The sequence below is a fragment of the Mycobacterium stomatepiae genome (assembly GCF_010731715.1).
Lineage (GTDB): Bacteria > Actinomycetota > Actinomycetes > Mycobacteriales > Mycobacteriaceae > Mycobacterium > Mycobacterium stomatepiae.
On the sequence record NZ_AP022587.1, the window covers coordinates 5,277,201 to 5,297,245 of the forward strand.

A 20,045-nucleotide genomic window follows, 5' to 3' on the forward strand; every position below is an offset into this window, starting at 1 on the left:
CCCACCAGTCCACCGATATCGAGCCCGCCCGCTCGCGCCAATCACTCACGCACGCATGCTCCCTGGCGCGGCGTCCAGGACCAAGTGATTGGCTCGCGCTGAATCTAGCTGTCGGGCCGCTGCGGGCTGCGCTCGTCGAGCAACGCGATGACCCGAGCCGCCAGCTCGTCGATGTCGGCGTCGGTGTTTTCCAGCACCAGATCCGGGTTGTCGGGCGGTTCATACGGCGCGTCGACACCGGTCAACCCCTTGAGTTCGCCCCGGCGCGCCCGTGCGTAAAGGCCTTTGGGGTCGCGCTTTTCGCATTCGGCCAGCGAGGTGGCGACGTGCACCTCGATGAACGGCAGCTTAGCGGCATCGTTGAGGGCGCGTGCGGTCTCGCGATCCGATTTCAGCGGTGACACCAGCGAGGCCAGCGCGACCACACCGGCGTCGGCCAGCAGTCGAGTCAAATGACCAACGCGCCTGATGTTTTCGGTGCGGTCACCGGGGGAGAAGCCCAAGTCGTCGGACAGGCCATGCCGCAGGTTATCCCCGTCGAGCAGGTAGGCCACCCGTCCCGATTCGACGAGGGCGCGCTCCACGGCTACCGCGATCGTCGACTTACCGGAGGCGGGCAGGCCGGTGAACCAGATCGTCGCTCCCGACTGTCCGGTGGCCTGCCAGCGATGGCTGCGGTCCAATGCCGAGGGATGCCAGCGAATGTCGGTGCGCGCCTGGGTGCCCGGCTTGACCTCTCGTGGCTCGGTGATGGTGCCGGCGCCGACGGTGTCGTTGGTGGTCTCGTCGATAAGGATGAACGCGCCGCTGTCGCGGTTGTCGGCATAGGGATCGGCGATGACGATCGAGCTGGTCCGCAATGTCACGGTACCGATATCGTTGAGCGTCAACTCAATTGGCTGATCAAGCTCGTCGAGAGTCTCCGGGTCGAGCCGCGAGTGCAGCTCCTGGACCGTCGTCCGCACGGTCCTGGTGGTCTGCTTGAGGGCCAGGCGGTCGCCGGCCCGCAGCGGGGTGTCGATGAACCAGCACACGGTCGCGTCGAGCTCCCGGGCCAGCACCGGCAGGACTGCGTCGTCGGCCCCGCTGACAAAGACGTCGCCGCGCCCCACGTCGATGTCATCGGCGAGCTCGATCGAAACCGACAGCGGGGCAACAGCGGTGGTGCGGTCGTCGTCGAGGGTGTCCAGCGCGGTCACCGTCGAGCTGGTGCCGGCGGGCAGCGAGACCACCGGGTCGCCGACACTGAGCGTGCCCGCCGCGAGCCGTCCGGTGTAGCGGCGACGCTGGTCTTCGGTCGGCCGTGACACCCATTGCACGGGCAGGCGCAGCCGCGATGCCTCGGCGTTCGGTGCGGCCAGCTCGATGCTTTCCAGATACTCCAGCAGGGTGGGGCCTTCGTACCACGGCGTGTTCTCGGAGCGGTGTACCACATTGTCGCCGTGCTTGGCCGCGATCGGGATCACCGTGATGTCCACATTGCCCAGGCGTGCCGCCAGCTGGTCGAGCTCGTCTTTCACGCCTCCGAAACCGGCCTGGTCGAAGTCGATCAGATCGATCTTGTTGACGGTTGCGACGAAATGCTTGATGCCCAACAGCTTTGCGATCCGGGCGTGCCGTCGTGTCTGACGCAGCACCCCGGCGCGAGCGTCGACCAGCAGGATGGCCACGTGTGCGTTGGACGCGCCGGTGAACATGTTGCGGGTGTAGCGCTCGTGGCCGGGAGTGTCGGCCAGGATGTAGCTGCGTGCGGCGGTGGAGAAGAATCGGTAGGCGACGTCGATCGTGATGCCCTGTTCGCGCTCGGCACGCAGACCGTCGGACAGCGCGGCGAGATCGGCCACGCCCTCCTCGTCGGTTACGGCTTCCAGGTGATCCAGCGGCAGGCTGTCGGTGTCGTGCATGAGCCGACCGATCAGGGTGCTCTTACCGTCGTCCACCGAGCCCGCGGTGGTAATCCGCAGCAGCTGACGCGTTATTCCCTTGGTATGGACGGTTTTTTCCGCGTTGTCGGTGGCAGTCATCAGAAGTAGCCCTCTCGCTTGCGATCCTCCATGGCGGCGGCCGACGTGCGGTCGTCGGCGCGCGTCTCGCCGCGCTCGGACACCGTTGCCGCCGAGATCTCGGTGATGACCCCGGCGATGTCGGTGGCTTCGGAGCGCACCGCCCCGGTGATGGTCAGGTCGCCGACGGTGCGGTAGCGCACCCACTCGACGGCCGAGGTTTCGCCGTTCTGCGGCGTGGCGTACGCCGACACCGCCAGCAGAATGCCGTCGCGCGCGAATACCTCGCGTTCGTGTGCGTAGTAAATCGACGGTATCTCAAGGTTTTCCAGCTCGATATAACGCCAGACGTCGAGCTCGGTCCAGTTGCTCAGCGGGAACACCCGGACCTGCTCGCCCTTCTTGATCCGGCCGTTGTACAGCGTCCAGGGCTCCGGGCGCTGCGCGCGGGGATCCCATTGCCCGAACTCGTCGCGGAAGCTCAGGATGCGTTCCTTGGCGCGGGCTCGTTCCTCGTCGCGGCGGGCACCACCGAAGGCCGCATCGAAGCCGCCGGCCTCCAGCGCGTCGAGCAGGGTGCGGGTCTGGGCCCGGTTGCGTGATGCGCCGGGGCCCGGATCGGGAACCCGGCCATTGTCTATGGACTCCTGCACCGAGGCGACGATCAGCTTGTGTCCCTGGCCCGTGACTCGGCGGTCGCGAAACTCGATGACCTCGTCGAAGTTGTGACCGGTATCGACGTGCATCACCGGAAACGGCAGCGGTAGTGGCCGAAAGGCTTTCTCCGCCAGCCGAAGTAACACGATCGAATCTTTGCCCGCGGAGAACAGCAGCACCGGCCGTTCCAGCTCGGCGACGACCTCGCGGATGATGTGCACGGCTTCTGCTTCCAGCAGCCGCAATTCGTCGACACGAGTCTCGGTCACGCGGGTCATCGTCGCCATTCCTCCTCATCGCTGCGCTCTGTATGGTCACCGGCGAGGGTCATGTGGGGAGCCCCTCTCTTTCGGCGTCCGCCCGGTAGCGGTCTACCCATTCGTCGGAACGCTTGTCGGCTTGGCGCTCCAGCACTGGTTGGGGCGCCAGCCCGGGGTCGAGGCCCAACCCGTCGAGGATGGAGCCCACCACCTGAGTCAGATTGCGCCACAACACCGGATACGGAATTTCCATCGGCTTGACGTCTTCTTCGGCGAACCAATTCCGCCAGCCTTGCTCCTGGCCGCGCAGCATCGTGATGACGTGGGCGATCGCGCCCGCGTGATAGGTGGCGCGCGCATCGCGGACCGGATCGGGCCGGCCCCGCCATACCCGGGTCTGCACTGCCCGCCAGAACGACACCGCCTGCGAGACGACGTCGGGCCGATAGACGTAGACCAGCAACGGGTCCTCACCGACGACGTCGCGGATCGCGGACAGCAGGCCGGGGCCGGACCGGTCGGGGAGGCCTTCGGCGCGCTGTAACAGCAGCGGCGTCTGGTTCCACATCAGCTTGCCGCCCCAGACCCCGTTCGGTGTCCTGCCGACGGTGCGGATGTAGTCGCGCCAGATTTCGGCCGGCGCGAGGTCGGGCTTCCCTTCGTCCAGCGGATCGAGCAGGCTCAGGATCGACTGGTCCTCGACGCCGGCGAACCACTCGCGCGGCTGCGGGGACTGGCTGGTGGTCGGCAGGTACTGGAAGAACTCCTGGGGCTCGCCGGCCACACCGGTCGCGCGGAGCGATTCGACGAGAAGTGTGCTGCCACTGCGCTGGGAAGCCAGCACCAAATAGGAGGACGGGTTTACTACCACCAGCAAAGCCTAGCCGGATGCAAAACCCCTGCAACACGCAGAATTACGCTCACGCTGAGCATAAGTAGTGCCTTAGAACGGCGGCGGCTGATTGCGCTCAGCGACGTGGGCGGCGTTAAGCGCTCGTTCGGCATCGATGCGCCGGACGCGATCTTGCTGTCGGGTTCGGCGGCGGATCGGCATCATGACGCCGCGATTGCTGGTAGGTCGATATTGGCTTGGGGGAGACGCTAATTCGCCCGTCGGCAGACACAGCGCGGGAAACAGCAGGCGACTGCCCGGATGGGTGGTGTAGGTGCGCCCGGTTGGCGAGGTCCAGACGACAGTTCCGTCGGGCCGTTGGTCGTCGTGCCAACCCGTCCAGAACGTCTTCAAAAGATGGTGCTTTCGGCATAGGCATTTCAGGTTCGACGGGTGGGTCGGGCCCAGCGGGTAGGGGACCGTGTGGTCCACGTCGCAGCACTCCGCGGGACGGTCGCAGCCCGGAAAGCGACAGGACAAATCTCGGCACCTGACGAAGCGCTCCAGTGCCGCCGACGGGCGATAGGCCGTCTCGGACGGGGACGCACCGGGGCGCCGTAACGGCCGGACCTTGGCGCCACCGCGGATCAGCTCGGCCAGCCGCGGAGCCGGGACCACGCCGCCACCGACCACATAGGCGACCGGCAGCTTAGCGGGTGCGGGCGGCTCGGGGTCTGGGGCCAAAGCCTCGGACAGGGTGGTGTCGGGTGTGAGCGGTCGCGTCGCGGGCTCGCCTGATGTGTATGGATCGGGCGCACTCTCGAGGCTGCGGCTTTCGGCGATGACGTGAACCACTACCGCGCCGGCGCGCGCGTCGGTGTCGAGGGCGGCCGGACAATTTGTTGCGCCGCACGCACACGCCAGTTGTTCGGCACCGGCGGCCAGTGCACCGAGCGCGTCGGCGCGGCGCTGTGCCACGGTACGCGGGTCGCTCTCGCACACCTGGTGGGCCATCTGCGCGAGCCGCCGGTCCAACACGGCTGCGTCAGTGGCGAACAAGGAACCCCAAAAGGACGTGGTGCCGGATCGGCCGTCGGCACCCCCGACCACCACATCGCGTCCGCGTGCGTTGGCCCGCGCACGGCGAACCGCCGCGGGGTCGTGACGGTCGACGACGGCATCGATGGCTTGAGCGGTCTTGGTCACCGACAGTGGGCCGAATGTCGTCGCGTCGTCGGCCAGCGTGGCGTCGACGGTCTGTAGAGTCTTTGGGTCTTTGATGAGGTCGGTGTGCCACACGATCGTCGCGGCCACTCTCGCACTGATTGAGCCTTCGGCGAACAGGGCCGCGACCCTTGGCAGCCGATCTCGCAACGCTACCGCCAAGTACATCTGGCCCGACGCCATCCCGTGGCTAATGCCCTGTGCCGCAGCAACTTCGGCGGCTATCGCGTCCCAGTTGTCGCACCACCAGCTGTCATGGTCCACGAGGCTGTCGGCCTGGCGGTGCACCAACTCGGCGATGGCCTGCAATCGGCGTGCCGTGGCCGCCGCCTCGGCCCGGGCGGATTCGGCGATTGCGGCCACCACCGCGGCATCGTCCGCGTATTCGAACATGATTTCGATTCTAGTGGTGGTCACCCGCCTCCGCACAGCCGAAACGGGCCGTTGTGGATAAACCTCCGACTGTGGACAAGGCACAACGAAGCACACCACGAAACGCGATCACCCTTGGAAAAATGAGCAATTCGCCTCGCGGTGCCCGCTGGAGGTTGTTTTCTAGATGGCAGAGTTCCTGCGCGCCCGAACATCGCCGCCGTGCGCGACGGTGAGAACTCGCATGCGCGCCCATTAGGGCATTTTGAAGGTAGCTGTCGTCGGCCGGAAGGCGCCGCAGGTCACATCGTCCATGTATTGCCTTGCAGTGCGGGGTAATTCATGCATGATCCGGCGAACCGCTCGGGCAGAACTCGCGGTTCGTGCGTTCGCCTCGTTGCCCCGAGTGGAACAACACCACCGCCTGGTTTGGTGGACACTTAAGGGTCCCGCGCGACTCGCCGCCGAAGTTATATGTGGCCGGGCATGCCCGGGTCTGCGCCGCCCATCGCCGGCATCGGCGCGATCGGCGCTACGGGAGGCGGGACGATCGGCACGACCGGTGGCGGCGCTATGGGAGGCGGAGCAATGGGCTCCACCGGCGGCGGAGGAGGCGGAGCCGCCGGCGGTGGCAGTGGTGGTTCGACCGGCGGTGGAGGTGGAGCGACCGGTGGCGGTGGCGGCAGGAACGGGCTTCCCACGCACGCCGCATCGGCGGGATTGGACATGCATTGCGGATCCAGCGGTCCGGTGGGAGGCCCGGGTGGCGTGGGCGCCGCAGGCGGGCCCACCCAGTAGGGACCGCCCATACACGGCGCGTACCCGGGATTCTGCAGGCAACGGGGATCGTCCGGACCGGTGGGCAGGTCGGAGCGGAACTTGTCGGGCACGACCGCCGCAGCGGTTGCGTTCGCCGGCACTCCGGCGGCCGAAATCGCGATAATCGCAACGCCGGCAGCCATTTTCGTGACCTCGCCGCAGGTGCGTGCGAGCAGCGAACGATTCATCGACCCCCCCTCGAGTGCGGCCACCACAGCCGATTTGCGTTACCGCTCATTGGACCTTCGCATCCCGCACAGCGCAGGTCAGGCCCCGGCTATCCCCGCTCCAGCACCCGCAGCCCGAGCGAAAAAAGCAGCCGCACTTCGGGATCGCCCAGCGACGTCGACAGCAGCTTCTCGATCCGACGCACCCGGTAGCGAACCGTGTTCGGGTGCACCCGCAACCAGTGCGCGGCAGTAGCGATATCGCCAAAGCTGTCCAGGTACACCCGCAGCGTCTCGGCCAGCACCGGATCCCGCGCTCGCAGCTCGCGTATCCGCGGATCGACCAAGCGCTCGTCGGTTCCGATCGTCGTGACGATCTCGTCGAGCAACACGGTGGTGCGCGCCTCATCCAGCGAGGTCACTTGTCCGATCGAAATCGGGTGTCGCTCAGCACTATCGAGCACTCGATCAACCTCGCCGCGTGCCGCCGCGATCCCAGCCAGGCCGGCGACCGGTGCCGCAATGACGGCTCGCAGCTCGACGCCGAGTTCGGTGCGTAACGCGCCGATCGTGCCGCGGACCCACGACGTCACCGAGCGCGCCGCCGACGTCTGAGGCAGCAACACGTACGTTCGCGAGCCTTGCGACGCGATCTGGGCATCACGGCGAAAAGCACTGGCACTCAACGCTATAACGTCGGTGAGCCGGGCGTGGCGGGACCCCGAGACGGTGGTGTCCCAAGCTATCAGTGCCGCGGTACCATCGGGGGCCAGGCCCAGCTCGCGGGCGATCCCCGCCACGTCGGCCGGCGCCGTGACTGTCTCCGGGTCGGTCAGGCCGAGCAGTTGTTGCACCCGTCGTGCATGCGTTGACGGCCGGGCGGACAGCCGAAACATGATGCGGGCGGCCAACACCGCCGCGCCGTGCAGGATCTCCTCGGCGTCGTCGGCCAGTGGCGCCGACCCCTGCTGCACCCAGATGGTGCCGGCGAACACCGGCGGTCGGCGGGGCCCGGCCGGCCGCTGATAGATCCCGATCGCCAACCGCGGACGCAGGCCCAACTCCGGGCGCTCGTCGACGCGCACCACCTCGTCGCTGCTTCGCAGCGCGTCGAAAATACCCCACTGGCCGATCCACTCCAGGTGCTCGGGCGGCCCGGCCCGGCCGAGGATGGACAGCCGGCGCAGTTCGTCGGCCTCGTCGTTGGAGGCCGAGTAGGCGAGCACGTGCGACTGCGCGTTTTCGATGCTGACCATGCCGTGGATGCGATCGGCCAGCGATTGCGCCAGACCGAACAGGTCGGTGCCGGAGTCTTCCATCGGATCGGCGCGATCCCCGTGGTGCTGCAAGACGTGGTTGACCAATTGATAGAGCCGCTCCCAGCGGGCCTGCGGCTCGACGGCCACCACCGCCGACCCGACCGCCACGGCCGCGGCCACCACCGCGGTCGACGGCTCCTTGGCGAAGATCGCCACCGGCGCACGTTCGCGTGCCTGCTTGTCGATCCACCGCAGCGCCTCGCCGTCCCCGACTCCTAGCAGGAAGAACACGTCGGCGAGGCTCGCCGCGGCCGCCAGACCGAGCCGAACGTCGTCGGAATCGATCAGCGCCGCCGATCCCACCGGCAGGTCCAGGCCGCGCGGGGCGTCGACCAAGCTGACCAGCGTCGCATCCAGCGCGAGCAGCAGCTGGCCCAGTCCGACCCCGGGCACCCGCATATTGTCCAATATTACTACTAGGGCAGATATATCCTGTACGATCAGCCAACAGATTGTGCCCGCGGGCCGAGGATCCTGGCACCATGGATGCGATCACCCAGGTGCCGACACCGGTCAACGAGCCGGTCCACGACTACGCCCCGCACTCGCCCGAACGCGCCCGGCTCAAGACCGAACTGGCCGCGCTGGCCGATCATTCGATCGAACTCCCACACGTCATCGGCGGTAAACATCGGATGGGCGATGGTGAGCGCATCGACGTCGTGGCGCCGCACCGGCACGCGGCCACACTGGGCACCCTGACCAACGCCGGGCACGCCGACGCTACGGCGGCGGTCGAGTCGGCGATGGCCGCCAAGAACGATTGGGCGGCACTACCTTTCGACGAGCGTGCCGCGGTATTCCTGCGCGCGGCGGACCTGCTGGCGGGCCCGTGGCGGGAGAAGATCGCCGCCGCGACCATGCTCGGCCAGTCCAAGTCGGCCTATCAGGCCGAGATCGATTCGCCGTGCGAGCAGATCGACTTCTGGCGTTTCAACGTGGCCTTCGCCCGTCAGATCATGGCGCAGCAGCCGGTCAGCGCACCGGGGGAGTGGAACCGCAGCGAGTACCGCCCGCTGGACGGCTTCGTCTACGCGATCACGCCGTTCAACTTCACCTCGATCGCGGGCAACCTGCCGACCGCGCCGGCGCTGATGGGCAACACCGCGGTGTGGAAGCCGTCGATCACCCAGACGCTGTCGGCGTATCTGACCATGCAGCTGCTCGAGGCCGCCGGATTGCCGCCCGGCGTGATCAACCTGGTCACCGGCGACGGGCTGGCGGTTTCCGATGTGGCGCTGGCCGATCCGCGGCTGGCCGGCATTCACTTCACCGGCTCGACGGCCACCTTCCGCCATCTGTGGCAGCAGGTGGGCACCAACATCGGCCGTTACCATAGCTATCCGCGGCTGGTCGGCGAGACCGGCGGCAAGGACTTCGTGGTCGCACACGCCTCGGCGCGCCCGGATGTGCTGTGTACCGCGCTGATTCGCGGCGCGTTCGACTACCAGGGCCAGAAGTGCTCGGCGGCGTCGCGGGCATTCATCCCGCACTCGGTGTGGCAGCGCATGGGTGACAACTTCCTCGGTGCGACGGCCGGACTGAGCTACGGCGACATCACCGACCTGACCAACTACGGCGGCGCCCTGATCGACCGGCGCGCGTTCGCCAAGAACGTCACCGCCATCGAGCGGGCCAAGGGCGCGGCCGGCGTCACGATCGCGGTGGGGGGCGAATACGACGACAGCGTCGGCTATTTCGTCCGCCCGACCGTGCTGCTGTCCGACGACCCAACCGACGAGGCGTTCTCGACCGAGTACTTCGGCCCGCTGCTCTCGGTGCACGTCTATCCCGACGATTCCTACGAGCGCATCCTCGACGTGATCGACACCGGGGCGCGCTACGCGCTGACCGGTGCGGTGATCGCCGACGACCGCCAGGCCGTGCTCACCGCGCAGGACCGGTTGCGATTCGCGGCCGGCAATTTCTACGTCAACGACAAGCCGACCGGGGCCGTCGTCGGGCGCCAGCCGTTCGGCGGGTCGCGCGGCTCGGGCACCAATGACAAGGCCGGGTCGGTGCTGAATCTCCTTCGCTGGACGTCCGCACGCACCATCAAGGAGACATTCGTCCCGGCCACGCAATACACCTACCCGCACATGGGGTCCGACTAATGGCCGGCGTATTCGCCAGTACGCTGCGACCGGCGATCATGGCCGCCAGCCGGCGTCCGGGATTGCGACGTGCTGCCGAGGGGTTGCCGGTCACCCGCAAGGTGGTGCACCGCTTCGTTCCCGGCGACACAATCGATTCAGCGCTGAATAGCGTTGCCGCCCTGCGTGCTTCGAACCGTCTGGTCAGCGTCGACTATCTGGGCGAGGACGTCCTGAACGCCGACGATGCCGGCGCGGCCGTGCGGACTTACTTCGACCTGATCGACAAACTGGGCCGGCTGCACGAAGCCGGTGACATCGCGCCTTTGGAAGTCTCGGTCAAGTTGTCGGCGCTGGGACAGTCACTGGACGGCGATGGTGAGAAGATCGCCCGGGAGAACGCGTGGTCGATCTGCGACGCTGCGCAGCGGGCGGGGATCTGGGTGACGGTGGACGCCGAGAACCACACCACCACCGATTCGACGCTGTCCATCGTCCGCGATCCGCGGGCCGAATTCCCTTGGCTGGGAACGGTTTTGCAAGCATACCTGAAACGCACGCTGGGTGACTGCCGGGAATTCGCCGCTTCGGGGGCCCGGATCCGGCTGTGCAAGGGCGCCTACGACGAACCGGCGTCGGTGGCCTATCGCGGTCGAGACGAGGTCACCGACTCCTATCTGGCCTGCCTGCGGGTGCTGATGGCCGGCTCGGGGTATCCGATGGTGGCCTCGCACGACCCCGCCATCATCGAGGAGGTCCCGGCCATTGCCGGCGAATCGGGCCGTGGCACTGACGAATTCGAATACCAGATGCTGTACGGCATCCGCGACGAGGAACAGCGCCGCCTGGCCGACGCCGGTCATCACGTTCGCGTCTACGTGCCGTTTGGCACCCAGTGGTACGGCTACTTCATGCGGCGGCTCGCCGAACGGCCAGCCAACCTGACGTTCTTCCTGCGGGCGCTGGCGCAGCGCGGTCACTGAGCTCAGTGTAGGCACCAGTTCGCCGACGGAACTCTCAGCGAGGGTGAACTGTGCGGGCTGTCCGATGACGAGATCCAGACGCGACTGACCGCGATTCCCGGTATCGGCCCCTGGACTGTTCATGGCTTTCTGATCATCGCGTTCGCGCGCCCCGACGTGGTGCTGCCCGGAGACCTCGCCCTGCGCAAGGCCATCCAGCAGTCCTATGGGCTCGACCACCTACCGAGCCAAGACGAAGTGGTCCGCCTCGCAGAGCCGTGGCGGCAGTATCGTAGTCTTGCCAGCGCCTACTATTCCAAGACGCCTTCGGCCCTGCCGCACCGTCGACCGGTACCACCGCCGATACCGAGATTTGACTCCGAACGCGCCTCATTGCCATTTGAGCTCGTCGTCGAGTCGTTCGGCCTGCACGTCATCGGCAGCGGCGGGGCGGGTGTCGATCGTGACCTCTTGCCAGTAGGCCGGACCGTAAAGGTGAATGTCGTTGCCGCTGGTAACCTTTAGGACGCCGCCGGTCAGTACTTCGTAGGTGGCGTCGTCCGGATACTCGTCGTCTTCGTTGTGGCCCTCGAGTTGGACCCACATTTTCATGGTGAAAGTCCTTCGCAACCTGGCGAATTCGCTAATCCTCGTCTTCGATGCCATCGATCTCGTCGTCGATGATGTGAACCGCGGCTTCTTCGGCAGAGGCGGCGCCGCCACAGATACCGACATCCTCGGCGACCAATTCTGCCTCGGCGTCTTCGCCAGATCCCTGGTTGGTCGCCATAAGCCGGCCCGCTCGGACTCGACCGAGCTCGCGTCGCCGGGCAAATTCGGCTACGCGTTCTGATTCGTCGGAGCGCTGTCGTTCTGCCTCATCGAGCAGCACATTGAGTCGCGCGCGGGATCCGGCTCTTCCTCGCTGAGCATCTGGTCCAGGGTTTCAGACGGGCCAAATGCACCGGGACCGTATGGCTGTTCGGGCGGTGAATAGCCCTCGTCGAGTATGTCGTCCACACCGCGGTCGATGAGGCTGTCTTCTGGTTGCAGTTGATTGTCGTCTTCGGCGCTGTATTCGCCTGCGGCAGGGCGTGCCTCGTAGTGAGTGCTCATGATCGTGTACTCCTGAATCGTGATAAGAGTGCCCATGGGAGGCTTACGCCATCCAGGGTCAGCCCTCGGTCATGATGTGCAGTGCGTATGACGAGGGCCGCTGTCCGCGAGGGTCGAAAGTCATGTGTTGAGCGGTCGCGGGCGCTCGTTGGCGAACCCGCGCACCACATGTGCGCAGATGAATTCGGTGACGACGTCAGGGTCGTCCGTATCCCAGATCGGCGAAGGCGTGCTGAACAACACGTGCTCGGCGCACGTCCCCACGATGGATGAGCGCCTAGGGGCCGGGGCAACCGTCGCGGTTGGGTCCGTCGAGTGATGTTGGTGCATTCCGCAGGGCGGTGTGCAACACCTCGAAGACCCGTGGGTCCCAGGTGAGCGCCGTATTCCAGTCGAGGCCCGCAGCATTGGACACGTAGATGCTGTGCGTGTCGTCGAAGGTATAGCAGCGCCGGTGTGGCAGCACCGAGTCCCCGACATCACCTGCCAGCGCGCTACGCAGCGCGACGATGCCGTCATTCGGCCACACCATCGCGTTGACCGGACCCGGCCTGGCGAACCTCCTGCCGCCGATCAGTACCACCGGGACTTTGTCCAACACCCCGGACTGGAATTGATTCCATCCGTCCTTGCCCATCAGGTAGGGCTGGTTGACCTCGCGCCCGGAACCCGACATCAAGCGCAGCACTTCATCCTTGAAGCCGCTCATCGCGTTCTCGCAGAACTGATCGCCGGCACAGTCGGTCAGCGGGACGAAGCCATTTGCGTAATCCGAAAGATAGGAGCCTTGCCAGGGCTTCCCGATGGTGGTCAGCGAGCGGACGTGCACCGGGGAGTTCGTGGTGGCCAGCACGCGGATTGCCGCGCGGGAGTACAAGCCGCCCATCGAATGGCCGACGAGATCGACGACGTTGATGCCCTTGTCGCTGTGCAGGTAATTCAAGAACCGGGCCAGGTGCTCACCTGCCGTGTCGATGCTGGCGGTGGAGTTGACGGTCATGTTCTCCGGCAAGCTAATCGGGCACTGCCCGAAAGCACCGAAGCCGCTCTGATCGACTACTTGCCCGCGGCCGGCCATCGCTGGTGAGGTGAAAGCCCGGTAATGCCGTGTGAGCAGATATTCCCGGATCGCGGTGTCGGTGTTGCCCGCCGCAAGCCCCGTCGCGCAGGCTTGGTCCGGCGTGGTGAACGGGCTTGTCGCGTCGCCACCCGAGACGACCACTACCGCGGGTGAATCCTGGGGGCTGTTGCAACCCGAGACCATCGACGAAATTGCAAGCAGGACTGCGGTGATTGCTCTGATTTTTCGCGCGGTCGACGATGTGTTCATGTCAGTCATCGCCTGCGCGGGCGCTCGCTGGCGAATCCGCGCACCAGGTGGGCGCGGACGAACTCGGTGACGACCTTGGGGTCGTCCATGTCCAGCGTCGAGGACGGCATGCTGAAGAGCGAGAACAGGATTCGCGCGAACCATTCCGCCGCGGCCTCGTTGTCGAGGTCTTTGCGGACTTCGCCGGTGAGCCGGGCCGCCGCGAGGTAGGGGGTGAAGAACTCGACGCACTCGCGCAGCAGCACGGCCGCGTCCTTGGTCAGCAGCAGGCTGATCGCGTCCTCGTCGAAGTACTTCTCCGACGCGATGACTCGCCGCGCCTGGGTGACGAAAACCGCTGCCGCGCAGAGTTTGTCCTCGAGCGAGCTGCCGCGTTCCATCGCCTTGGTCATCTCACGGTAGAACTGCTGCGACGCGTGCTCGGCGCACGCCTCCACGATGGACGCCTTATCGGAAAAGTATTCGTAGATCGTGCTGCGAGATATCCCGGCCCGCTTGGCGATGTCGACGATCGTGGCCTTTTGCAGACCCTGCTTGCCGAAGCAGGCGAACGCGGATTCGACGATGAGCTCGCGGGTATCGGCGGCCTGGGCCAACTCGGAAGCCGTCATGGTCCCCTCCCCTTCATGACGCGCCTACCCGGCCGGCGCGAGAATCAAGCCACTGGTCGGCACCCCGGTGCCGGAGGTGACCAACACGTGTTCGACGTTGTCGACCTGGTTGTACGACGTGCCCCGAACCTGGCGCACGCCTTCGGTGATGCCGTTCATCCCGTGGATGTAGGCCTCGCCGAGCAACCCGCCATTGGTGTTGATCGGGAATTCCCCGCCCAGCGGGAGCCGCTCCACGGTGGCGAAGTCTTTGGCCTCGCCACGCCCGCAGAAGCCAAGCTCCTCGAGCTGGGTGAACACGAACGGCGTGAAATGGTCATAGATGAATGCGGTTTGGATGTCCTGGGGCTTGAGGCCCGAATCGCGCCACAGCCGGTCGGCGACCACGCCCATCTCCGGCAGCCCGGTGATGTCGTTGCGGTAGTAACTGGTCATCATCTCCCCGTCGGCGGCCGCACCCTGCGCGGCGGCCGCGATGATCGCCGGTGGCTGCTTCAGGTCGCGGGCGCGTTCGGCGCTGGTCACCACCAGCGCGACACCGCCGTCGCTTTCCTGACAGCAATCCAGCAGTCGCAGCACGGGTTCGACGATCCAGCGGGACTTCTGGTGGTCTTCCAGCGTGATCGGGCGCTGGTAGAACCACGCGTCGGGATTGGTGGCGGCGTGTTTGCGGTCGACGACGGCGACGCGCCCGAAGTCCTCGTTGGTGACCCCATACGTCGACATGTAGCGCTGGGCATGCATCGCGACCCACGCTGCGGGAGTGAGCAATCCGAAGGGCGCGTAGTGCGCCATGAACAGCGGGGTTTCCGTCATGTTGCGCCCGCTGCCACCGAACCGGAACCCGGAACGTTCGTTGAAGGCGCGCCAGCACACCACCACGTCGGCGACACCGGTCGCGACGGCCATCGCCGCATGCACGACGGTGCCGGCCGCAGCGCCGCCGCCGTGATGCACGCGGGAGAAGAAGCTGAGGTCGCCGATGCCGACGTTGCGGGCAATGTCGATCTCGTCGCTGGAGTCCATCGTGAAGGTGACCATGCCGTCGACGTCGGCGGGCGTCAGGCCCGAGTCGTCGAGCGCGGCGCTGACCGCCTCGCACGCCAATTGCAGTTCGCTGCGCCCGGATTCCTTGGAGAACTCGGTCTGGCCGATGCCCGCGATCGCGGCGGCGCCGGGAAGCCGGCTCATGCTTCACCTCTTTCGAAGGCTCCGTCGAGCAGGCTGAGGATCGCGGTGCCCGAGACGTGATCGCCCAGGCTGTTGGAGCCACGGAAGGTCACCTCGACGAAGTTCTCAGCCGGCGACGCCCCTTCAGGGGCTGAAGTCTTGCTCGTCACGCTGCCGGTGAAGCGCAGCGGATCGTCGGGGAAGCATGGCACGCCCAGTCGAATCGACAGCTTCTTGACCATCGCTTCGGGGCCGGCCCAGTCGGTGAGGAAGCGCACGCAATACCCGTTGGTGGTCAAGATGTTCATGAACAGGTTGGGTGAACCCTGCTTCTTGGCGTATTCGACGTCGTGGTGCACTGGCATGAAGTCACGCGAGGCGATCGCGCCGGCCACGATCATCGTGGTGGTGATCGGGATTTCGAGCGGGTTGACCTCGTCCCCGACGCTGATGTCGGCCCACTGCAAGGTGGTGGTGCGGTTTGCGGTCGTCGTCATCGGTTTCCTTCTCAGTAGGTGCTGCCGATACCGGCCAGCTGCGCGGGCGCGGAGCCGAGGGTGAGCTCGTTGTGCTTGGCCCAGAGGAAATAACGGTGCAGGGGATAGGTGATGTCGATCCCGATGCCGCCGTGTACGTGCTGGGTGGTGGACGCGACGCGGGCACCGGCGTCGGCGGCCCAGAACTTCGCGATGCGCGCAGCCCGCCGCGCATCTTCCAAGGGGCGTCCGTTCGCGATCAACCAGGCCGCATGCCAGGTGGTCCAGCGGATCGCCTCGACGTCGATGAAGGCATCGGCCAACCGCTGCTGCACGGCCTGGAAGCTGCCGATCGGACGTCCGAATTGTTCACGCGCGCTGGTGTACTCGGCGGCGATCTGCAGGGCCCGCTCGGCGACGCCGAGCTGGATCGCGCACAGCCCGATCAGCGCCCGGGTGTATAGCGACTCGATCGAGCCATCCAGCCGGTCGGTCTCCGAAACTGTTGCACCATCCAGGAATACGTCGGCGTGCGGTTGGCCGCTGGTGGTCGCCACCGGCCGGATCTCGACGTTGGGGGCATCGCAGGCCAGCAGGAACAGGCTCACCCGATCGTCGTCGGTGCTGGCGGGAATCAGCACGGTGTCGGCGAGCTGGGCGGCCGGCACCAGTTCCTTGGCTCCGTCGAGCCGCCAGTTCTGGCCATCGCGAACCGCCTTGGTGGCCGGGCTCGTCGGCTCGGAGCGGCCGGGTTCTTGTAGCCCGGCGGTCAGGATGCGAGTGCCGGAAATGACGTCAGGCAGGAAGCATTGCTGTTGCTCCGGATTTCCGTGCCGGGCAATCGGATCCGCGCCGAGCACCAAGGTCGCGTAGGCCGGTACCGGTGCCACGGCGCGCCCGACCTCGGCCAGCAGCACGCCGACTTCCAGGAAGCCGCCGCCGTTACCGCCCAGCGATTCGGGCAATCCGGCGCCCAGCAGGTCGACGGCCGCGAGTTCTTGCCAGAGTGCGCCGTCATAGCGGGTCTCGCCGGCTTCGAGTTCGGTGAGTCGCTCGGGCGTGCCGCGGCGCTCGAACAGCTCGCGGGCCAGCTTGCGGATGGTCTCTTGTTCTTCGGTGAAGGTGAAGTCCATGCGCGATTGACCTAGCCGCTCGGCCGGAACTGGTGCAGCACAAGGTCGTTATCGAAAGCCTGGTAGAAGACCTCGACCGGCATGCCGACCCTCACGTCAGCCGGGTCGATCTCACACAGGTTCGACACCGGCCGTACGCCCTCGTCGAGTGCCACCAGCACCACGATGTAGGGGTACTCGAAGAATCCGAACTTGGGTTCGTGCGGCATCACGTAGCTGTAGACGGTGCCGCGGCCCGACGATTCGATGGCCTCCCATTCCAGCGAACGGCAGCCAGGGCACATGGGCCGCGCGGGATTGCGCAGCGTTCCACATCTCTTGCAGCGCTGGATCAGCAGCTTGTGCTCGCGCAGCCCGTTCCAGAAGAACTCGGTGTCTTCAGTGATGGTCGGGGCCAAGCGGGCGCTCATGAGTTGTCCGGCTTGAAGCGCAGCACCCGGAATCGTTGCCGGCCCAGCACTTCGCCGTTTTGATCCGAGTAGGTGATCACCCAGGTCAAAAAGAAGCCGGATCCCTTCGCCGTCTTCTTCTCGTCGGAGACCTCCTCGAAGACCGAAGTCGCGCTGATCACGTCGCCGAGCCGAGGGTAGCGCCCAATCTCGAATTCCGAGTTGGTCGCCACCGTGCTGCTGTATCCGGCGTCGTCCAGGAACGCGGTCGGATTGTTGGTGATCTCCATCGGTGCGCCGCCGCGCTCTGCGATCCCCTCCAGCTTGGGTGACGGCATCGTCCACGTCTGCAACATCACCGGCGGCGACACGATGCCGCCGAATCGTGAGGCGGCGGCGAACTCCGGATCGAGGTAAACCGGGTTCATGTCGTCGAGCGCGTAGGCCCAATGCCGGATCATCGGCTGATTCACCGGATCCGGAGCCACGGTGGGCTTTCCGCTACCCCCGGTGGGCTGGTTGATGAGCCCCCGCAGCTTGGCGAGGAACTCGGGATCTTGGTTGGTCACGTACTAAATCCTCCTGACTGCTAGGTGGCCCGAAGGTCACGAGGTGCTCGCGGCATGCCCAATCCCGCCATGGCGATGATGTCACGCTGAATTTCGTTGGCCCCGCCCCCGAACGTGTTGATGACCGCAAACCGGTACGCGGATTCCAGCGCCCCGCGCAACGGCGCGTCGTTGCCCCGGCGTAATCCGTTGTGGTCCAGCACTTCCAGTAATTGCCGGGCGACCTGTTGGGTGAGTTCGGTGCCGAACACCTTGGCCGCCGAAGCCTCGCCCATGTTGAGTACGCCCTTGGTCATCGCCGCATTGACCCGCATGTTGACCAATTTGTACGCGGCGACCTGCGCTTCGACCCGGGCCAGGGTCAACCGAACCCACGGCTGGTCGATGACGCGCCCGCCGTCGAGCTCGGTGCTACGAGCCCAGTCCAGTGTCTTCTCGAACAACGGCTCGAGCGCTCCGAGATTGCCCAGCGCCGCGCGCTCGAAGTTCAACTGCGTAGTGATCAGCTGCCAGCCTTCGTTCTCGCCGCCGACCAGGGCGCTTGCCGGGACCCGCACGTTGTCGTAGAACGTGTAGAAGGTGGAGATGCCCGGCATGGTGTGCAGCGGTTGCCACGAGAAACCGGGCGACGATGTCGGCACGATGAGAATCGAAATCCCCTTGTGCTTCTTCGCGTTCGGATCAGTGCGGGCGGCCAGCCAGATGTAGTCGGCGTACGCGGCGCCGCTGGTGAACATCTTCTGCCCGTTGATCACGTAATCGTCTCCGTCGCGCACCGCGGTGGTGCGTATTGACGCCAGGTCGCTGCCGGCCCCGGGCTCGGAATACCCGATCGCGAACTCGACGCTGCCGTCGAGAATCGACGGCAGAAACTTCTGCCTCTGTTCCTCGGTGCCGCACTGCATCAGTGTCGGCCCGACCGTGTTGAGTGTCACCAGCGGTATCGGAGCGTCGACCCGGCGCGCCTCCTCGGAGAAGATGAACTGTTCGATCGCCGAGAAGCCGCGTCCACCATACTCTTTGGGCCAGCCGACGCCGAGCAGATCGGCTGCCGCAAGGGCGCGCACGCATTCCCGCACTTCCGGTCCGCCCTCGACGCGGTCCTTGATCGCTTCGGTGCGCTCGGGTGTCATCACCTGTTCCAGCGTCCTGCGGATCTCGGCGCGCAACCGCTCCTGCTCGGCGGTGTACTCCAGTTGCATTGCTCAGCCGCCCGTCCCGAGACGCACCGGCATGCGTTTCACCCCGGGCACCATCGTGGCCCGCATCCGGTCCACGCCCCCCACCAGTTCGAGCGTCGGGAAGCGCCGCAGCAGTTCGTCGAACATGGCCGTGGCCTCCAGGCGCGCCAACTGCGCACCGATACAAGAATGTTCACCGCAACCGAACGCGATGTGTGGGTTCGGATGCCGGGTCACCTTGAATTCCTCGGAGTCGGGACCAAATACGTCCTCGTCCCGATTCGCCGACCCGTACAGCATCACCACCACCTCGCCGGCACGGATCCGCTGACCGCGAATCTCGACGTCGGCGGTGGCGGTGCGGGCCATATGAACCACCGGGCTGTTCCAGCGCAACATCTCCTCGACGGCCGCCGGGATCAGCGCCCGGTCCGCGACCAGCAGACGGCGCTGGTCGGGATGGGCGATCAGCGCGAGCGTGCCGAGCGCGATCAGATTGCGGGTGGTTTCGTTACCGGCGACCAGCAGCAGGAAGGCGAAGTTGAGCAGGTCCTCGTCGGTGAGCCGTTCGTCGTCGATCTCGGCGTCGGCCAACACCGACAGCAGATCGTCGCGCGGTTGGCTGCGCCGGGCGGCGATCAATTGCTGGAAGTACTCGTAGAGTTGCCCGGCCGCCACCAACGGGTCGAGCTCGATTTCCGGATCGGCCGTTCCGGTGGCCGCATCCGACCAGGCCCGGAATTGTTCCCAGTCGTCGGGCGGGGCGCCGATCAATTCGGCGATCATCCGGGTGGGTAGGGGGGCGGCGATCTGTTCGGCGAACTCGTGGACCGAACCCGGCTCGATGCCGTCGAGAATGCCCCCCACGATCTCGCGAATCTTCGGCTCGAGCACCGACACTCGGCGCCGGGTGAAGCCCGCGTTGATCAGCTTGCGCAGCTGCCGGTGCCGCGGCGGATCGGTGAAGATCAGACTTCCCTGCTGCACCGGGTTGGGCATGTTCGGATCGGGGATGGTGATGCCCTGGGTGGAGGTGAAAAGTGCCGGGTTGCTCGACACGAAGCGGATGTCCTCGTACTTGAGCAGCGCCCAGAAGTTGGTGACGTCGTTCCAGCACACCGGCGCGCTGGCGCGCAGTTCGCGGTAGACCGGGTAGGGATCGCCGGCATAGAAGTCGGGGGAGTGCAGTGGAAAACTCGGCGAGCGCAGCGGGGGATGAGTCTGCACGGCCGGCCTCCTTGGCGCATCGGCGGGATCGCTATCCGACATATCGCCGCAATGTGTCCTGCGACGTTGTGTCTACTCCGGGCTGACCGACGCTGTCAATACGTCCGTAACACGCTGAAATGGCCCGGAATTCAC

Annotated in this window: 18 protein-coding genes and 2 pseudogenes; 2 read left to right on the forward strand and 18 right to left on the reverse strand. The window is 66.1% G+C overall.

The window, feature by feature from the left end; genetic code table 11:
- Nucleotides 1-104: 104 nt before the first annotated feature.
- The 6 genes from cysC to G6N54_RS25190 form a co-directional block, all read right to left on the reverse strand.
- Nucleotides 105-2,024, reverse strand: coding sequence for an adenylyl-sulfate kinase (gene cysC, locus G6N54_RS25165; RefSeq protein ID WP_163793013.1), 1,920 nt, complete (start codon nt 2,022-2,024; stop codon nt 105-107).
- Nucleotides 2,024-2,938: a sulfate adenylyltransferase subunit CysD gene (cysD, locus tag G6N54_RS25170; RefSeq protein ID WP_163793015.1), complete on the reverse strand. Its 915-nt coding sequence runs from the start codon at nt 2,936-2,938 to the stop codon at nt 2,024-2,026. Before cysD ends, cysC begins: the two co-directional genes overlap by 1 nt.
- 49 nt (nt 2,939-2,987) lie before the next feature.
- Nucleotides 2,988-3,791 carry a trehalose 2-sulfotransferase gene (stf0, locus tag G6N54_RS25175; protein ID WP_163793017.1) on the reverse strand — a complete coding sequence of 268 codons (804 nt, stop codon included), beginning with the start codon at nt 3,789-3,791 and terminating at the stop codon, nt 2,988-2,990.
- A 72-nt stretch (nt 3,792-3,863) separates the two neighbouring features.
- Nucleotides 3,864-5,369, reverse strand: coding sequence for an HNH endonuclease signature motif containing protein (locus tag G6N54_RS25180; protein ID WP_163793019.1), 1,506 nt, complete (start codon nt 5,367-5,369; stop codon nt 3,864-3,866).
- Between the two features lie 449 nt (nt 5,370-5,818).
- Nucleotides 5,819-6,355: a hypothetical protein gene (locus tag G6N54_RS31200; RefSeq protein ID WP_163788001.1), complete on the reverse strand. Its 537-nt coding sequence runs from the start codon at nt 6,353-6,355 to the stop codon at nt 5,819-5,821.
- 89 nt (nt 6,356-6,444) lie between these two features.
- On the reverse strand, nt 6,445-8,052 hold the full coding sequence (locus G6N54_RS25190; protein WP_163793021.1) for a PucR family transcriptional regulator: 1,608 nt from the start codon (nt 8,050-8,052) through the stop codon (nt 6,445-6,447).
- An 83-nt stretch (nt 8,053-8,135) separates the two neighbouring features.
- Between G6N54_RS25190 and pruA the strand changes: the two genes are divergently transcribed.
- Nucleotides 8,136-9,767, forward strand: coding sequence for an L-glutamate gamma-semialdehyde dehydrogenase (gene pruA, locus G6N54_RS25195; protein WP_163793023.1), 1,632 nt, complete (start codon nt 8,136-8,138; stop codon nt 9,765-9,767).
- On the forward strand, nt 9,767-10,729 hold the full coding sequence (locus tag G6N54_RS25200) for a proline dehydrogenase family protein (RefSeq protein WP_163793025.1): 963 nt from the start codon (nt 9,767-9,769) through the stop codon (nt 10,727-10,729). Before pruA ends, G6N54_RS25200 begins: the two co-directional genes overlap by 1 nt.
- Nucleotides 10,730-11,098: 369 nt before the next feature.
- Here G6N54_RS25200 and G6N54_RS25205 read toward each other — a convergent pair whose 3' ends face one another.
- From G6N54_RS25205 to G6N54_RS25260, 12 genes and pseudogenes are all read right to left on the reverse strand, one after another.
- Complete coding sequence (locus G6N54_RS25205; protein WP_163793027.1) at nt 11,099-11,320, reverse strand: hypothetical protein; 222 nt, start codon at nt 11,318-11,320, stop codon at nt 11,099-11,101.
- 31 nt (nt 11,321-11,351) lie between these two features.
- A pseudogene (locus tag G6N54_RS25210) lies at nt 11,352-11,824 on the reverse strand (DUF5709 domain-containing protein).
- A 120-nt stretch (nt 11,825-11,944) separates the two neighbouring features.
- A pseudogene (locus G6N54_RS25215) lies at nt 11,945-12,064 on the reverse strand (TetR/AcrR family transcriptional regulator); the annotation flags it as partial.
- A gap of 37 nt (nt 12,065-12,101) precedes the next feature.
- Entirely contained in the window at nt 12,102-13,088 is a 987-nt protein-coding gene (locus G6N54_RS25220; RefSeq protein WP_163793029.1) for an esterase/lipase family protein, read from the reverse strand.
- A gap of 71 nt (nt 13,089-13,159) precedes the next feature.
- Nucleotides 13,160-13,765, reverse strand: a complete 606-nt coding sequence (locus G6N54_RS25225) for a TetR/AcrR family transcriptional regulator (protein ID WP_163793031.1) — start codon at nt 13,763-13,765, stop codon at nt 13,160-13,162.
- 24 nt (nt 13,766-13,789) lie between these two features.
- Entirely contained in the window at nt 13,790-14,956 is a 1,167-nt protein-coding gene (locus G6N54_RS25230; RefSeq protein WP_163793033.1) for a lipid-transfer protein, read from the reverse strand.
- Nucleotides 14,953-15,432, reverse strand: a complete 480-nt coding sequence (locus G6N54_RS25235; protein WP_163793035.1) for a MaoC family dehydratase — start codon at nt 15,430-15,432, stop codon at nt 14,953-14,955. The genes G6N54_RS25230 and G6N54_RS25235 overlap by 4 nt, the downstream gene beginning before the upstream one ends.
- Before the next feature lie 11 nt (nt 15,433-15,443).
- Nucleotides 15,444-16,544 (reverse strand): acyl-CoA dehydrogenase family protein, encoded by a 1,101-nt coding sequence (locus G6N54_RS25240; RefSeq protein ID WP_163793037.1) that lies wholly within the window; start codon nt 16,542-16,544, stop codon nt 15,444-15,446.
- An 11-nt stretch (nt 16,545-16,555) separates the two neighbouring features.
- Nucleotides 16,556-16,954, reverse strand: a complete 399-nt coding sequence (locus G6N54_RS25245) for a Zn-ribbon domain-containing OB-fold protein (RefSeq protein ID WP_163793038.1) — start codon at nt 16,952-16,954, stop codon at nt 16,556-16,558.
- The gene (locus G6N54_RS25250; protein WP_170313074.1) at nt 16,951-17,502 is read right to left on the reverse strand and encodes a MaoC family dehydratase; all 552 of its coding nucleotides are present in this window, start codon (nt 17,500-17,502) and stop codon (nt 16,951-16,953) included. Before G6N54_RS25250 ends, G6N54_RS25245 begins: the two co-directional genes overlap by 4 nt.
- A gap of 20 nt (nt 17,503-17,522) precedes the next feature.
- On the reverse strand, nt 17,523-18,704 hold the full coding sequence (locus G6N54_RS25255) for an acyl-CoA dehydrogenase family protein (protein WP_163793040.1): 1,182 nt from the start codon (nt 18,702-18,704) through the stop codon (nt 17,523-17,525).
- Nucleotides 18,705-18,707: 3 nt separating this feature from the next.
- Nucleotides 18,708-19,910, reverse strand: coding sequence for a cytochrome P450 (locus tag G6N54_RS25260; RefSeq protein ID WP_163793042.1), 1,203 nt, complete (start codon nt 19,908-19,910; stop codon nt 18,708-18,710).
- Nucleotides 19,911-20,045: the final 135 nt, after the last annotated feature.